Origin of the sequence: Exiguobacterium sp. s146 (genome assembly GCF_018618415.1) — a bacterium.
Taxonomy (GTDB): domain Bacteria; phylum Bacillota; class Bacilli; order Exiguobacteriales; family Exiguobacteriaceae; genus Exiguobacterium.
The window spans coordinates 1,058,752-1,075,281 of record NZ_JACSMA010000001.1; the positions used below are offsets into that span (position 1 = coordinate 1,058,752).

Genomic DNA, 16,530 nt, shown 5'->3' on the forward strand with positions numbered 1-16,530 from the left:
GCGCACATATGCTAGATATGAAATACGACGGCGCCGATTTACGATCGAAGCGTCGTCCACGGTCGTGGATTGACCGGGTCTGGAGCTTTTTTGCATCAGTCAAGGTCGGTCTATGGCTCATCGGTCTCATCATCGTCGGTTCGGCGATCGGAACGATTTTCCCGCAAGAGATGTACATTCCGCAGCAATTGCCGGCGAGTCAGTATTACACGGACGAATACGGGACACCGGGAACGATTTATTACACGTTAGGATTCCATAACCTTTATACCTCGTGGTGGTACATCACGTTGATCGTCATGCTGACGTTATCGCTCATCGTCGTGTCAATCGACCGGTTCTTCCCGCTGTATAAGGCGTTGAAATACCAGCCGGTCCGACGTACCGACCGCTTCATGCGCGGACAACGTTTGATTGGTGAAGGCAAAGGCTCGGACGACCAAATCGATGCGTTCGGTGACGCCTTAAAAGCGAAGCGCTATCAAGTGAAGCGGGACGGCGACGCCCTGCTCGCCGAGAAGTATCGTTTCGGTCGTTGGGGCCCTTACGTCAACCACATCGGGCTCGTCATCTTCTTCATCGGGGCGATGTTACGCGTCTTCCCGGCATTCCATACGGACACGCTCGAATGGGTGCGTGAAGGCGATACGGTCCCGCTCGAAGCGACGGATGATGAATATTATTTGCGCAACGACCAATTCATCTTAGAGATGTATGACCCGGAAAACAACGCCGAAGATGCGAAGTTTGCTGAGGCGATCGAGAAAGCGGGCGCTGTCCCGAAAAACTATGAGACGGAATTGACGCTGTTCAAGAAGACCGGGACGAACGAGGACGGATCGCCGCAACTCGAGGAAGTCGATACCGGTTCGACGAAAGTCAACCACCCGTTCAAGTTTGAAAAATACGAAGTATATCAAGAGCAGTATTCGAGTCGACCGGAATTCTTGTCGATGTCATTCAACGTCGCCGATAAAGAGACAGGCGATGTATACGGACCGTTCACGGTCGACTTGACGAACCCGGAGACGACGTACGACCTCGGTGATGTCACGGTCAAACTGAACGACTTGTATCCAGATTTCGAGGTCAAGGACGGCCAGCCGAACACGAAATCGCCACGGGCGCTCAACCCGGCTTTCTTCATGGCGATTGACACACCGGACGGCACGACCGAATCGAACTTGATCGGGATTCGCTTGAACGTCGCCGACGAGGAGAACCGCTATGCGGTCCAATTCGCGGGGACGGAGATGGCGAGCACGAGCGGTCTGCGCGTCAAGAGTGACTCGACGTATCCGGTGCTGATCGTCGGAGGCATCATCTTCATGATCGGAATCGTGATGGGTATGTATTGGCCGCATCGTCGCATTTGGATTCGCCGTCACGGCGAGACGGACGTGCTCATCGCCGGTTTCACGAACAAGAACCCATCTTCGCTCAACCGCGAAATCACACCGCTCCTAGAGAAACATGGCCTGCCGATCTGGGAAGATCAGGCACGGTTCGAAAAAAAGACAGACGACAACTCAACCAATGAAAGAGGGGAATCATAATGGAATGGATTCAGTGGAGCAGTCGTTTGCTCTTCATCGCGTTCATCCTGTACGCAATCGCGACCGTGTTGTTCACGATCGCGGTCAGCGGGATGCGCAAAGACCGCAACGTCAACCGCATCGCCTACGGCAAGTATGCGTTCGTGCTCGCGGTCATCGGCTTTATCGCCCAAATGGGATACTTTATTTTACGGTGGGTCGGGGTCGGCTATGCGCCGGTATCGAACCTGTACGAATACACGACGTTCTTCGGAATGATGATGGTGCTCGGCTTCCTCGTCGTGTACGGGATTTATAAAAATGATGTGCTCGGCTTGTTCGCCATGCCGGTGGCGTTACTCGTCATCGCTTTCGCCTCGATGTTCTCGAGCGAAGTGGCACCGCTCATCCCGGCGTTGAATAGCGTCTGGTTGAAGATTCACGTCACGACCGCCGCGCTCGGCCAAGGAATTCTCGCCATCAGTTTCGCGTCCGGTCTCATCTTCTTGCTGAACGAGACGTCGATGCGCGAGCAGTCGAAATCACGGACGTGGCTCGAAGTCACGATGTTCGTGCTCATGTGTACGCTCGGCTTCATTCTCGTCTCGATGCTCTTCAAGGCGATTGGTGCCGGTGGCGTCGTCGAGTTCACGAACGACCGCGGGACGCAAGAGTCGTATGAGTACTTCATGCCGATGCTATTCGTACCGGAAGGGGCGCAGCTCATTTCTGGTGCCAGCGGCTTGTCACTCGAGTTGCCGACGTTCATCAACACGTTGAAATTGAACACACTCATCTGGTCGGTCATCGCCGGCGTCGTGATTTATGTGTTGCTCCGTTTCGTCATCTTGCGCAAGCGCATCGCGGAGGCGTTACAGCCGCTCGCGAAGAAGGTCGACCTCGACCTCGCTGACGAAATCAGTTACCGGTCGATCGCCATCGGCTTGCCGGTATTCATTCTCGGTGGTCTCATCTTCGCCATGATTTGGGCCCAAATCGCTTGGAACCGTTTCTGGGGCTGGGACCCGAAAGAAGTGTGGGCGCTCATCACGATGCTCATCTATATCTATTACTTGCATATGCGGATTCAGCGTGGCTGGACAGGAACGAAAGCGGCTTGGCTCTGTGTCGGTGGATTCGCCGTCATCATGTTCAACCTCGTCTTCGTCAACCTCGTCATCGCCGGTTTGCATTCGTACGCATAAACAAAGAAGTCACTTCGGTGGCTTCTTTTTTCATGGCGCTATCAACTGACCGTTGTGAAGCCAAATAATAGAGTGGTATAGTTATGAAAGAGAGCGAAATGTTCACAATTGTGCAACAATCGCTACATCTTGTGAAGGTTCGATTAGGAGGTTTTGTGGATGGCTAATAAAACTAAAATTTTAGTGGTCGACGACGAGGAAAGAATTCGCCGCCTATTAAAAATGTATTTGGAGCGGGAACAGTACGTCATCGTCGAAGCGACGAACGGGGAAGAGGCGTTACAGCTCGCCCTCGAGCATAACTTTGATGTCATCCTGCTCGATTTGATGATGCCGAAAATGGACGGTGTCGAAGTATGTACCGAACTACGCAAGTCGAAGGCGACACCGGTCATCATGTTGACGGCCAAAGGGGAAGAGGTCGACCGTGTCCAAGGGTTCGAGGTCGGGGCCGACGATTATATCGTCAAACCGTTCAGCCCGCGTGAGGTCGTCTTGCGCGTCAAGGCGCTCCTTCGCCGTTCAGGCTCGACGAAATATTTACGTACGGCTGAAAAGTCGAAAGACTTGATCGTCTTCCCGCATTTGACGATCGACAACGACGCGCACCGTGTCACGGTTGACGGGGAAGAGATCGCGCTCACGCCGAAAGAATATGAATTGTTGTTCTTCTTGGCCAAGCAAGTCGACAAAGTGTTCTCACGGGAACAGTTGTTGAAAGAAGTGTGGAACTATGAATTCTTTGGAGACCTTCGAACGGTCGACACACACGTGAAGCGACTCCGGGAAAAGTTGAACCGGGTCTCTCCAGAAGCCGCTCACATGATCACGACGGTATGGGGTGTCGGTTACAAGTTCGAAGTCGTCAGTGAGTGATGATTCGCCGCAATAGCATCGTCACGAAGCTATGGTTGACGATTCTCGTGTTGGTCAGTCTCATCCTGTTCATCGTCTCCGTGCTCATGCTCGAGTTTTTCAACTCGTTCCATATCGATCAAGAGCGGGGCCATCTGGCCAAACTCGGCGGGCAAGTCCAATCCGTCTTACTTCAAGAAGGGGACGCGTCGCGGACGGTCGATCAAATCATCGAAGTGTACGGCGCCAACTATATATTGGAGAACGGAACGGTCCGTTCGAATTTCGGGACCGAAGTCGATGGGCTCATGACCGAACTCGGGCGCCAAGACTGGGAAACGTATCAAGCCGTCGGGGAGACATCGATTGGGAACTTCTCGTCGTTTGACGACCAGGCCGCGCTCGCATACCGGACGACGTTCTCACTCGAGACGGGCGAGTATACGCTTTATTTGATTGAACCGCTCGATGCGATCTCGAGCGCGAATGAAGGGGCCCGGACGATCATCTTTTGGACGGTCGCCTCGGCCATCATCGTCACGACCGTGTTCGCCTTCTTCTTATCGACGCGAATCACGGCACCGCTCCGGGAGATGCGCGACGCCGTCAACAAGACCGGGGAAGGACAGTTCGACTTGCGCCTCGTGCAAAAGTCGAACGATGAGATCGGCGAACTGGCCGGTTCGTTCAATGCGATGAGCAGCCAGCTGTCGACGTACGTGAACGCGCTCGATCGGGAACGGCTGCAATTGGCCTCAATTTTACGATCGATGGCCGATGGGGTCATCACGCTCGACCGCCACGGGAACGTCATCGTGACGAATCCGCAAGCCCAGCCGCTCCTGATTGACGATCAACCGCACGAAGTCGTGGTGTCGCTCTATGAGGACGTCGTCGCCGGGGCTCCGGAGAAGACGATTGAAGTGAAACAGCACGACCATTACTATACGTTGACCGTGACGCCGCTCCTCGGCGAGGACGATTTCGAAGGTGCCGTCGTCGTCATCCGTGACACGACGGAGGGTCATCGCCTCGACAAGATGCGGACCGATTTCGTCGCCAATATCAGCCATGAGCTCCGGACACCGCTCGTGACGCTTCAAGGGTATTCCGAGGCGATTATCGACGGTATGACCGAAAGCGATGACGCGACGAAAGAATTCGCGTCGATCATCTATGACGAGTCACTCCGGCTCGCCCGTCTCGTCAACGACTTACTCGATTTGGCACGGATTGAATCAGGCAAAGAGACGATGCAATTTGCGACGTTCGACCTCGGTGAGTTTTTACCGCGCGTCATGCGCAAGTTCAACCAGATGGCGAACGAGAAAGGCATCGCCCTCTCGACGGAAGCACCGCGTCACCCGATTGAGGCGGACGGGGACCGATTGGAACAAGTGTTCACGAACTTGATCGGCAATGCCATCGCGCATACCGAGTCCGGCTCGATTCGACTTGAGGCGAGCGAAGACGAGACCGGCTTCGTGATCCGTCTGTCCGACACGGGCAGCGGCATCCCGAAAGAAGATTTACCGTTCGTGTTCGAACGGTTCTACAAAGCGGATAAAGCACGGACGAGCGGCGGCAAGGCAGGTACCGGAATCGGTCTCGCCATCGTCAAGAACGTCATCGATGCCCATCACGGCACGGTCGACGTTTATAGCGCGCTCGGAGAAGGGACGACGTTCACAATCCGTCTCCCTTACACGCAACCGCAGGCATAACGACAATGGTGACTCCTATGGGTCACCATTTGTGGCATAAAGGAGGAAAAGACATGAAACTGTATACACGAGGCGGAGACAAAGGTGAGACGTCGCTCATCGGCGGGCGCGTCCTGAAAGTCCATCCCCACATCCAGGCGATGGGGCTGTTGGACGAGCTGAACAGTCATATCGGTCTCGCGCTCGCCCATCAGACGGACGAGACGCTCCGGACCCAATTGACGCGAATCCAGCACGACTTGTTCGACCTTGGCTCGGAGCTGATGTATAAACAAGACCCGCCGCAACAAGTCGATTTAGTGATCGTCACCGAGCTCGAGACGTGGATTGACGAGCTGGAGACCAAATGTCCGGAGCTCGTCCGTTTCATTTTGCCGGGCGGCAGTGTCGGAGCGGCAAGCCTACACGTGGCGCGCACCGTCTGTCGCCGTGTCGAACGCGAGCTCGTCAATGTCGATGCGGCCGTCCGTCAACTCCCGTACTACAACCGATTGAGTGATTATTTGTTCACTGCGGCGCGTTACGCCAACGTCGTAGCCGGGGTGCCTGACCAAGAGTACGCCCGCGGTGCCGATGTCTTTAAAACGAAGAAGAAGGAGTAGATCCAGTTATGAAAGGAATCGAACAATTCCAACAGCGATTGCACTATTCGGTCTACCCGACCCAAAAATTCAAGACGACGACATGTCTCGTCTCGTTCGCGGCGCCATTGTCGCCTGAGACGATCGCGGCCCGCGCCTTGTTGCCGTATGTGATGGAGAAGGCGACGGAAGCGTATCCGTCAATCGAGCTGTTCCACACGCCGCTCGAACAACTTTATGACGCGAGCCTGTACGCCGGGGCCTCGAAAGTCGGCAAAGAACATATCATCCAGTTCCAGCTCGAAGTCGTGAACGACGAGCTCGTCGGCGAACCGGTACTCGCCGAGGCCATCAAACTGCTCGAGGAAGTGTTGCTTCGTCCGAACGCCTATGATGGGGCGTTCCAACCGCTCATCGTCGAGCAAGAGGCCCGCCTTCAACGTCAACGGATCGAATCGGTCTATGATGACAAGATGCGCTTTGCCCAACAACGTCTCCAAGAGTTGCTCGGTGGAGAGCTCGCCATCCCGTCGCTCGGGACACTCGACCAGTTGGAGCATGTGACACCGCGGACGCTGTTCGAGGCGTATGAATCGATGATTCGCCACGACCGCGTCGACGTCTATGTCGTCGGTGACGTCAACCGTGAACAAGTGACGGACGCGTTCGCCCCGCTCGAAGGGCTCGGAGAACGCCTCGTTCGGGAATATCCCCAGCCGGTCGACCGTGAGTTTCAACGACTTGAGGAACATCAGGCCATCAATCAGAGCAAGTTGCATCTCGCCTATCAGGTCGACATCGACCCGAGAAGTGAGGACGCCGTCCGGATGCAAGTCGTCAACGGCCTTTTCGGTGGATTCCCGCACTCGAAACTGTTCATGAACGTCCGGGAAAAAGAGAGCTTGGCCTATTACGCGGCCTCGCAGTATAGCTCGCTCAGCCGGATGCTCTTCGTTTACGCCGGAATCGATGCCTCGAACCAGGCGAAGACCGAAGCGATTATCGCCGACCAGCTCGCCGACCTTCAAGCTGGCACGTTCGAGGATGAGACGCTCGAACAGACGAAAGCGATGCTGTATCATCAGCGTCGTCAACTCGGTGACAATCCGCGCCAACTGATCGCTTGGATGAGCGGTTCGGATATCCGTCCGTTCTCGCTCGATGAAGAGATGGCGATTATCGAACGGACGTCGCGTCAAGACGTGTCCGCTCTCGCGAACCGATTGACGCTACAGGCCGTCTATTGTTTAAAGGGGGGAACCGCATGAGACTCGATTTTCCAAACGTCGGAGAGACGCTTCATCACACCGTCCTCGACAACGGCTTGACGGTTTACTTATTGAAAAAGACCGGCTATGAGAAAACGTACGCCACATTCACGACCAAATACGGGTCAATCGACCGTCGGTTCAAGCTAGACGACTGGGTCGACGTACCGGACGGGATTGCCCACTTCCTCGAGCATAAGATGTTCGAGAAAGAGGACGGTGACGTGTTCCAACAATTCGGACGTCTCGGCGCGTCGGCGAACGCGTTCACATCGTTCACGCGGACGGCATACTTGTTCGGCGCGACGTCGAACGTCAGTGAGAACTTGAAGACGTTAATCGACTTCGTCCAAGCACCGTACTTTACGGAAGCGTCGGTCGAAAAAGAGAAAGGCATCATCGGACAAGAGATTCAGATGTATCAGGACAATCCGGGCTGGCGGCTCTATTTCGGTTTGATTGAGGCGATGTACGCCGAACATCCGGTCAAAATTGACATCGCCGGGACGATCGACTCGATTAGTGCCATCACGGCCGACGATTTGTATCGCTGCCACCAGGCGTTCTATCATCCGAGCAACATGGTTTTGTTCGTCGTCGGGAACATCGACCCGGACGCGATTCTCGCCGAAATCACCGCCAACCAGGCGGCGAAGACGTTCCCTGAGCCGCTGTTGACCGCGCGCGAAGCCATCGAAGAGCCGGAGACGGTGCATCTGGCCGAACGCATCATCGAGATGGACGTCTCCGTCCCGAAAGTGATGATCGGGTATAAGGATACGCCGCTTGCCGGCAAGGATGGCATGAAGCAAGAGCTCATCGTCGAGCTCCTCATGCACGCCTTGTTCGACACGACGGCACCGCTCTATGCGGAACTGTATGCCGAAGGGTTGATCGATGACGCGTTCTCGTTCGATTACACGTCAGAAGAGACGTTCGCCTTCGCCGTCCTATCGATGGAGACGCCGCACGTCGAGTCGTTCGTCGACCGCATCACGTCCGCCCTCGAGCGTCCGCTCGAACTCGGTGCCGAGACGCTCGACCGCAAGAAGCGCATGATGAAAGGGCAATTTTTGAAGGCGCTCAACTCACCGGAGTTCATCGCCAACCAATTCTCACGCTACGCGCTCAGCGGCGGGAACATGTTCGACATCCCTGATTTGCTCGATGCGATTTCTCTCGACGATCTGTACGCCACGTATGACCGTCTTTTCCAAGCCGATCATCGGACCGTCTGCATCGTCAAGAAACCGTGACGACGCTTATCACGGGAGCGAGCGGGGTGATCGGCCGTGCCGTCGCCCTGTCGTTCCGGGACGATGCCCTCATCTTGCAGGCCCATACGCAGGCGGAGTCGCTCCGCGCGTTCGTCGCGAACGAAGGACTGTCGGCCGAGGTCGTCACGTGTGACCTCGATGACGATGCCGGACTCGAGGCTTGGCTCGACACACTCGGACCGGTCGACCGCATCGTCCATGTCGCCGGCAATCATGCCTACGGGTTGCTCGTCGATCAGTCGCTGCTCGAGCTCGATCGGTTATACCGGATTCACGTCCGCTCAATGGTCCGACTCGTACAACACGTCGTCGGGCAGAAAGCATACGACCGGCCGCTCGATATCGTCGTCGTCTCGAGCGTCTGGGGTGAGGTCGGTGCAGCCGGGGAAGTCCTCTACTCGACCGTCAAGGCCGCCCAGCTCGGATTCGTCAAGGCGTTCGCCCGCGAGGCGGGACCGTTTCACGTCCGCATCAATGCGGTCACGCCGGGGTGGATTGACACCCCGATGAATGATACGGTAGAAGAGACGAAACAAACGGCCCGTGAGGAGATTCCGCTCGGCCGGTTAGGTGGACCTGAGGACGTGGCGGAGACGATTCGTTTCCTCTGCTCCCCGGCCGCCGCCTATATGACCGGTGCCGTGCTTCGGATCGATGGCGGTTGGGTATAAAACTTTGTCGCCGCGACTGAAACGAGTTCTTTTCAATTCTTCTAAAATAATTTAGAATGGACAAGGTAGCGAGCACACATCAGAGAGGGTGGACGAGATGGATCATAAGTTCGAAGAATGGTATCTCGAATATGAACTTTGCCAGAATCGGCCCGGTATCCTAGGGGATATCGCTTCACTGATGGGGATGCTTCAAATCTCAATCGTGACGATTAACGGCGTCGATCTCCAGCGTCGCGGCATGCTGTTAAAGGCGCCGGCCGCGGATCACGTCCATCGTCTGGAACATATTTTGCGCAAGATGGAAGCCATCGTCGTCATCAAGCTCCGGCGTCCGAAGCTTCGGGACCGGATCGCGATTCGACATGGCCGCTACATCGAGCACGACAATGATGACAAGAAGACGTTCAAATTCGTCCGCGAGGACTTAGGTGTCCTCGTCGACTTCGTCGCCGAACTGATGAAAGAAGAGCGGCACTTGTTGATTGGCGTACGGGGCAATCCGCGTGTCGGGAAGACCGAGTCGATCGTGGCAGCGAGCGTCTGTGCGAACAAGCGCTGGCTGTTCCTGTCATCGACGCTCATGAAGCAAACGGTGCGGACGTCGCTGTTCGAAGAAGAACGCGAAGGGGACCACGTCTATATCATCGACGGGGCCGTCTCGACGCGGACGATGGATGAACGCCATCGTCAACTGATTCGAGAAGTCATGCGGTTGCCGTCCGTGAAAGTCATCGAGCATCCGGACCTTTACGTGCGCAACACCGATTGCGTGTTCGAAGACTTTGATTACATCATCGAACTGAGGAACTCACAAGATGAGGAGATTATCATTCCTCAAGAGACACATCGTGAGGCAGAATGGTTTGAATAACTACTTGAATGGAAGGTGTGGACCCCTGTGACAGAACTAGGGACTTTTTTGAAACAAAGGCGTGAGGCGAGCGGTTTGACGCTCGACCAAATCCAGCAGACGACGAAGATTCAAAAACGCTATATCATCGCAATCGAGGAAGGTGATTACAAAAATCTCCCTGGCTCGTTTTATGCACGGGCGTTCATCAAGACGTATGCGGAATCGTTAGGGCTCGATGTCGATGAACTGTACGAGACGTATGCGAAAGACTTGCCGAAAATCGAGCCGCAACCGACCGTTCAACTATCACGCAAGCAAACCTATTCGAAAGCGTCCGAGACGTCGAGCCGTGTCTCGCGTTGGGTACCGAAAGTGATGCTCGTGCTCGTCGCGTTCCTGTTGATGACGGCCGTTTATTATGTCGTCCGCAACCTTGATTTCGGCGACCAAAACGCGTCACCGGCTGAACAGACGAACTCGGGTGTAACGATTGATCAAAACAAGGACGTGCCGGAAGAAGAGCCGGTCGAGGAAGAACCGCCGGTCGAGGAAGAACCGCCGGTCGAAGAAGAGCCGGCTGAAGAGACGGGACCGATTGCGGTCGCGTCGACGAACGGGGCAGACCTCACGTATGAGATTGCAACGGCCGATAAATTGACGACGGAGATTCATGTGAAAGAGTCGCCGGCGACATATGTCGGTGTTCGGGACACTTCACTCGAGGGACCGTTCCTCGCTCCGGAATATCCGAACCAATCGAAACAAAACCCGATTGTCATCGAGGACGCGGAGACGGACACGCTTCGCATCCGAATCGGTTTAATCGGTGGGGTCGAGAAAATTGTTGTCAATGGCCGGGAGCTTGAATTAGCCGACTCGCCGGTCACACAAAATATATTTGTAAAGAGAGTCGACGCAGAATAAGTTGACTCTCCTTCTAGAGGAGGAGTTCTCGATGAACCTACCTAACCGTTTGACGATGTTACGGGTATTGCTCATCCCCGTGTTCGTCGTCTTACTTGCCGTAGATTTTGATTGGGGAGACATCGCTTTCCTCGGGGCGGATGTACCGCTCCATCAATTCATCGCCGCGGTCATCTTTACGATTGCCGCTATCACCGACTGGTTGGACGGGCATCTCGCCCGGAAGCACAACTTGGTCACCAATTTCGGGAAGTTCATGGATCCGCTCGCTGACAAATTACTCGTCACGGCGGCACTCGTCCTGCTCGTCGAGATGGATCTCGTCGCGGCATGGGTCGTCGTCGTCATTCTCTCGCGTGAGTTCGCGGTGACGGGACTTCGTCTCGTGGCGGCCGATGAAGGGATCGTCGTCGCGGCCGGGAAGTCGGGCAAAGCGAAGACATGGGTCCAACTCTTTGCCATCATCTTCCTGCTGTTCGGCAACCCGATTTTCAGCTATGTCGGTATCCCGTTCGGCGAATGGGCGATGTGGCTCGCGCTCGTCTTGACGATTTACTCAGGAGCCGAATATTTCGCACAAAACTATAAGATCATTGTAAAGTCGATGTAACCATCGGCATAAACGAGTTGTTCAGCATGGCCGAACAACTCGTTTTTTTATTTTGGGGGAGGAATTTGGATGAAACGAACCGAAATCATTGCGGTAGGCTCTGAACTGCTCTTAGGGGAAATCACGAACACGAACGCCCGTTACTTATCGGAACAGCTGTCGAAATATGGCCTGTTCGTGCTGTATCATGTAGTCGTCGGAGATAACGAGGAACGGTTGCGAGCGACGCTCGAACAAGCGCGGGCCCGCAGCGAATTCGTCATCGTCACCGGCGGGCTCGGGCCAACGGCGGACGATATCACGAAAACGACACTCGCCGGCGTGCTCGGCCGCCCACTCGTCCGTGACGAAGCCTCGCTCGAGACGATTCATCGATTCGTCGCCTCGCGCGGACGAACGATGAATGAAGGCGACGCGCGTCAAGCCGACGTCTTGACCGGGGCCGAGGTGCTCGACAACCCGGTCGGTCTCGCGCCCGGGATGTGGATTGAAGACGAACCGACCTGGCTGTTATTACCTGGCGTCCCGTGGGAGATGAAAGCGATCGTCGACGCCACATTCCCTAAAAAGTTCGGCGGCATGACGATCGTCTCAGAATCGTTGCGCTTTTATGAGATTGGCGAATCGGCGCTCGACGCGGCCGTCGCCGATTTGATGACCGGCTCCAACCCGACGGTCGCCCCGTACGCCGAGTCGGGCGAGGCACGGCTTCGCATCAGCGCCCGGGCCGATACGGAGACCGTGGCCCGACAGATGATTGAGCAGGTCAAACAGGAGATTTTGGAGCGGGTCGGTGATTATTATTTCGGTTCGGACGACGATACGCTCGCTGCGCGGTTGATTCACGAGCTACAAGCGCGCAAGGCGACGCTGTCCATCGCCGAATCGCTCACGGGCGGTCAAGCCCAGGCGATGCTCACAGCCGTGCCTGGGGCGTCCTCCGTGTTCAAGGGCGGGGTCGTCACGTACTCCGACGAGCTAAAAAATAGGTTTTTAGGGGTGTCCCTTGATACAATTGAGTCACACTCAGTCGTCTCAAAAGAAGTTGCCTTTGAAATGATCCTCGGTTTGACGCGTCAGACCGGAACGGATTATGGGCTGGCGTTCACCGGCGAGGCCGGCCCGACGTCAAATTCGGGTCAACCGGTCGGGAAAGTGTTCATCGGCCTCCGGTCACCGGGCGGGATTGAAGTGATTGAACGTGATTATCCGCATCAAGAGCGGCATGTCATCCAAGCCCGGGCTACGAAAGACGGAATGTGGGAGCTCCTGCAACAAATGAAAAAAGGCGAATAAACGTTCGCAAAAAACTTGTGTATCGTCTTCGCTTCGCTTATAATGAAAGTATCAATCAAAGGAGGCTCATTAATCTATGAGTGATCGTAAACAAGCGTTAGAAATGGCATTACGCCAAATTGAGAAACAATTCGGTAAAGGCTCAATCATGCGCCTCGGTGAAAATACAGATCAGCAAGTTTCGGTGACCCCGTCAGGCTCAATCGCCCTCGACATCGCACTCGGTGCCGGTGGTTATCCACGTGGTCGTGTCATCGAAGTGTACGGCCCTGAATCGTCAGGTAAAACGACGGTGGCGCTTCACGCCATCGCTGAAGTCCAAAAACGTGGCGGGCAAGCGGCCTTCGTCGACGCTGAGCACGCGCTCGACCCGAAATACGCACAAAACTTGGGTGTCAACATCGATGAGTTGCTCCTATCACAACCGGATACAGGGGAACAAGCCCTTGAAATCGCGGAAGCCCTCGTTCGCTCTGGTGCGGTCGATATCCTCGTCGTCGACTCGGTTGCGGCACTCGTCCCGAAAGCCGAGATTGAAGGAGAGATGGGTGACTCACACGTCGGTCTTCAAGCCCGTCTCATGAGCCAAGCGCTCCGTAAATTGTCTGGTGCGACGAACAAGTCGAAGACGATCGTCATCTTCATCAACCAAATCCGTGAGAAAATCGGGATCATGTTCGGTAACCCGGAAACGACACCTGGTGGTCGTGCCCTCAAGTTTTACTCGTCGGTCCGTCTCGAGGTCCGTCGTGCCGAAACGCTCAAACAAGGCCAAGACATGGTCGGGAACCGGACGAAGATCAAAGTCGTCAAAAACAAGATCGCGCCACCGTTCAAAACGGCGGAAGTCGATATCATGTACGGCGAAGGCATCTCGCGTGAAGGGGAGCTCATCGACATCGGGGCCGACCTCGATATCGTTCAAAAGAGCGGCGCATGGTACTCGTACAATGAAGAGCGTCTCGGTCAAGGCCGTGAGAACGCGAAGCAGTATATGAAAGAGAACCCGTCGGTGGCCGCTTCGGTCGAAGAGCGCATCCGCGACCATTACGGTCTCAACGGTGAAAAGACGGTCACAGTCGAAGCTGACGATGATGACGTCCTCTCACTCTTGGACGAAGATTAAGTAACGTTTCTCGCCTGACACGGTTCAGGCGAGATTTTTTTAGTATAATTTTTTGACGAATTGGTAGTTCTATCCTGTCCGTGCATTGCATTCTAACAGGTAAATAAGTACAATAAAGCTATACGCGGGCTCGCTCGCGTTTTCATTCATGAAAAAATAAAATAACCTTGCGAAAGGGAGGTGAACATGATGGAATGGCTATTAGAGCTTATTCTGATCCTCCTTTTGCCGATAGCTTTTGTTGCAGGTTTTTTTGTGCGTAAATCGATCGCCGAAGCGAAGATTCAAGGTGCCGAGACGGAAGCGACCAAGATTGTAGAGCAAGCGCGACAACAATCGGAAGCGATGCAAAAAGAAGCACGGCTTGAAGTAAAAGAAGAGATGATTCAACTTCGCAATGAAACCGAACAAGAATTGCGCGAACGACGTGAAGAGCAGAAAGTGAAAGAAAATCGTTTCGTCCAAAAAGAAGAGCTTCTCGACCGGAAAGCAGACATGCTCGAACGGAAAGAAGACGCGTTGGATGAACGTGAGGCTGCCCTCGCGAAACGGAAGCGTGAAGCGGAAACGCTCGAGAGCAAAGTGGAGGAATTATATGAGGAGGCACGCCAGGAACTCGTACGAGTGGCAGCCTTGTCGAAAGAAGAAGCACGGACCATCATCATGGACGAAGCGAAGCAGGAAGCGCTTCACGATGCTGCTCTCCTTCAAAAAGAAATCGAGCAAAAAGCAAAATTAGAAGCTGATAAAAAAGCGAAACACCTCTTGTCGCTCACGATGCAACGTTATGCGGCCGAACACGTCGCTGAGACGACGGTCTCTGTCGTCAACTTGCCGAGTGATGAGATGAAGGGACGCATTATCGGACGTGAAGGACGTAACATCCGCACGCTCGAGACGCTCACCGGAATCGATCTCATCATCGATGACACGCCGGAAGCGGTCATCCTGTCTGGATTTGACCCGGTCCGTCGTGAAATCGCCAAGATGACACTCGAAAAACTCGTTCAAGACGGTCGGATCCATCCGGCCCGCATTGAAGAGATGGTCGAGAAATCACGTCGTGAAGTCGACGAGCGGATCCGTGAGTACGGGGAAGAAGCGACATTCTCAGCCGGCATCCACGGTGTCCACCCGGACCTCGTCAAGACGCTCGGTCGAATGCGTTACCGGACGAGTTACGGTCAAAACGTGCTCGCCCACTCAGTCGAAGTGGCCCACCTCGCCGGCATGATGGCCGCCGAACTCGGGGAAGACGTCACGCTCGCCAAACGAGCGGGTCTCCTCCACGATATCGGGAAAGCCATCGACCATGAAGTCGAAGGCAGCCACGTCGAGATTGGTGTCGAACTCGCCACGAAGTACAAAGAGCATCCGGTCGTCATCAACTCGATTGCCTCGCACCATGGGGACGTCGAAGCGACGTCGACGATTGCGGTCCTCGTCGCAGCGGCTGACGCCTTGTCAGCGGCGCGTCCAGGAGCCCGTCAAGAGACGCTCGAAAGCTATATCCGACGCCTTGAGCGCCTCGAAGCGATTTGCGAGTCGTTCGAAGGGGTTGAGAAGTCATATGCCATCCAAGCGGGACGTGAAGTCCGGATCATCGTCCGCCCAGACGTCGTCGACGACGTCGTGGCGAACAAGATGGCTCGCGACATCTGTAAACGGATCGAAGATGAGCTGGACTATCCAGGCCAAATCAAAGTGACGGTCATTCGCGAAACGCGTGCCGTCGATTATGCGAAGTAACAAGAGCGGAGACATTCTCCGCTTTTTCTATTGGAGGAGGACTAGACGATGAAAATCTTATTTATCGGCGACGTGGTCGGAAAACCGGGTCGCGACATCTTGAGCGCCCAAATCGGACGCTTGAAAAGCAAGTACAGCCCGACGTTCATGCTCGTCAACGGTGAAAACGCAGCCAACGGGCGCGGTATCACAAAAAAAATATACCAACAATTTCTTGAGCTTGGGTTCCATGGCGTGACGATGGGGAATCATACTTGGGACAACCGTGACATCTTTGACTGGATCGATGATGCTGACCGCATCGTCCGTCCGGCCAACTATCCTGACGGCACGCCGGGTGTCGGGATGATGGTGTTGAAACAAGGCGGGAAGAAGCTCGCAGTCATCAACGCGATGGGCACGGTGTTCCTGCCGTCGCTCGACTGCCCGTTCCGTACCGTCGACGCCCTCGTCGAAGAGATTCGGGGCGAGGTCGACGCGATTTTCGTCGACATGCACGCCGAGGCGACGAGTGAGAAGATTGCGATGGGGTATCACCTTGACGGGCGCGTCCAAGCCGTCGTCGGCACCCATACGCACGTCCAGACGGCTGACAACCGGATTTTGAACAACGGCACGGCGTACATCACAGACGTTGGGATGACGGGTCCGCTCGACGGGGTGCTCGGCATGGATGCCGAGGTCGTCTTGAGAAAGTTCATCACCCAGCTCCCGGTCCGGTTTGAAGTTGCCGAGGGACGGGAACAACTAAATGGAGTTTTAATTACGATCGATGACCAATCGAAACGAGCCACAAAAATCGAACGCATACACCTAGATGATCAGACCGTATGGTTTGATTGAACAACCTACC

Annotated in this window: 15 protein-coding genes; all 15 read left to right on the forward strand. The window is 55.0% G+C overall.

Annotation, left to right across the window (positions count from 1 at the left end):
• The first annotated feature begins 8 nt into the window (after nt 1–8).
• The 15 genes from resB to KNP83_RS05560 all read left to right on the forward strand — a co-directional run bounded on the left by resB (nt 9) and on the right by KNP83_RS05560 (nt 16,520).
• On the forward strand, nt 9–1,556 hold the full coding sequence (gene resB / locus KNP83_RS05490; RefSeq protein WP_251139190.1) for a cytochrome c biogenesis protein ResB: 1,548 nt from the start codon (nt 9–11) through the stop codon (nt 1,554–1,556).
• Complete coding sequence (gene ccsB, locus KNP83_RS05495) at nt 1,556–2,740, forward strand: c-type cytochrome biogenesis protein CcsB (RefSeq protein WP_214761235.1); 1,185 nt, start codon at nt 1,556–1,558, stop codon at nt 2,738–2,740. Before resB ends, ccsB begins: the two co-directional genes overlap by 1 nt.
• 159 nt (nt 2,741–2,899) lie before the next feature.
• On the forward strand, nt 2,900–3,616 hold the full coding sequence (locus KNP83_RS05500) for a response regulator transcription factor (protein WP_021067622.1): 717 nt from the start codon (nt 2,900–2,902) through the stop codon (nt 3,614–3,616).
• Complete coding sequence (locus KNP83_RS05505; RefSeq protein ID WP_214761237.1) at nt 3,616–5,319, forward strand: sensor histidine kinase; 1,704 nt, start codon at nt 3,616–3,618, stop codon at nt 5,317–5,319. The genes KNP83_RS05500 and KNP83_RS05505 overlap by 1 nt, the downstream gene beginning before the upstream one ends.
• A gap of 53 nt (nt 5,320–5,372) precedes the next feature.
• A complete protein-coding gene (locus KNP83_RS05510; protein WP_214761240.1) occupies nt 5,373–5,921 on the forward strand; it encodes a cob(I)yrinic acid a,c-diamide adenosyltransferase in 549 nt (182 codons plus the stop codon).
• An 8-nt stretch (nt 5,922–5,929) separates the two neighbouring features.
• Nucleotides 5,930–7,168, forward strand: coding sequence for an EF-P 5-aminopentanol modification-associated protein YfmF (yfmF, locus tag KNP83_RS05515; protein WP_214761243.1), 1,239 nt, complete (start codon nt 5,930–5,932; stop codon nt 7,166–7,168).
• Nucleotides 7,165–8,424 (forward strand): EF-P 5-aminopentanol modification-associated protein YfmH, encoded by a 1,260-nt coding sequence (yfmH, locus tag KNP83_RS05520; protein WP_214761245.1) that lies wholly within the window; start codon nt 7,165–7,167, stop codon nt 8,422–8,424. Before yfmF ends, yfmH begins: the two co-directional genes overlap by 4 nt.
• Nucleotides 8,421–9,116, forward strand: a complete 696-nt coding sequence (gene ymfI, locus KNP83_RS05525; protein ID WP_214761248.1) for an elongation factor P 5-aminopentanone reductase — start codon at nt 8,421–8,423, stop codon at nt 9,114–9,116. Before yfmH ends, ymfI begins: the two co-directional genes overlap by 4 nt.
• Nucleotides 9,117–9,213: 97 nt before the next feature.
• The gene (locus KNP83_RS05530; protein WP_021067616.1) at nt 9,214–9,990 is read left to right on the forward strand and encodes a YmfK family protein; all 777 of its coding nucleotides are present in this window, start codon (nt 9,214–9,216) and stop codon (nt 9,988–9,990) included.
• A 27-nt stretch (nt 9,991–10,017) separates the two neighbouring features.
• Nucleotides 10,018–10,896 carry a helix-turn-helix domain-containing protein gene (locus tag KNP83_RS05535; protein ID WP_214761250.1) on the forward strand — a complete coding sequence of 293 codons (879 nt, stop codon included), beginning with the start codon at nt 10,018–10,020 and terminating at the stop codon, nt 10,894–10,896.
• Between the two features lie 31 nt (nt 10,897–10,927).
• Nucleotides 10,928–11,506: a CDP-diacylglycerol--glycerol-3-phosphate 3-phosphatidyltransferase gene (gene pgsA / locus KNP83_RS05540; protein ID WP_021067614.1), complete on the forward strand. Its 579-nt coding sequence runs from the start codon at nt 10,928–10,930 to the stop codon at nt 11,504–11,506.
• A 69-nt stretch (nt 11,507–11,575) separates the two neighbouring features.
• On the forward strand, nt 11,576–12,802 hold the full coding sequence (locus KNP83_RS05545; protein WP_214761252.1) for a competence/damage-inducible protein A: 1,227 nt from the start codon (nt 11,576–11,578) through the stop codon (nt 12,800–12,802).
• A 76-nt stretch (nt 12,803–12,878) separates the two neighbouring features.
• The gene (recA, locus tag KNP83_RS05550; RefSeq protein ID WP_214761254.1) at nt 12,879–13,928 is read left to right on the forward strand and encodes a recombinase RecA; all 1,050 of its coding nucleotides are present in this window, start codon (nt 12,879–12,881) and stop codon (nt 13,926–13,928) included.
• Between the two features lie 186 nt (nt 13,929–14,114).
• Nucleotides 14,115–15,677 (forward strand): ribonuclease Y, encoded by a 1,563-nt coding sequence (gene rny / locus KNP83_RS05555; RefSeq protein ID WP_029595337.1) that lies wholly within the window; start codon nt 14,115–14,117, stop codon nt 15,675–15,677.
• Nucleotides 15,678–15,725: 48 nt separating this feature from the next.
• Nucleotides 15,726–16,520: a TIGR00282 family metallophosphoesterase gene (locus tag KNP83_RS05560; protein WP_214761257.1), complete on the forward strand. Its 795-nt coding sequence runs from the start codon at nt 15,726–15,728 to the stop codon at nt 16,518–16,520.
• Nucleotides 16,521–16,530 lie beyond the last annotated feature (10 nt).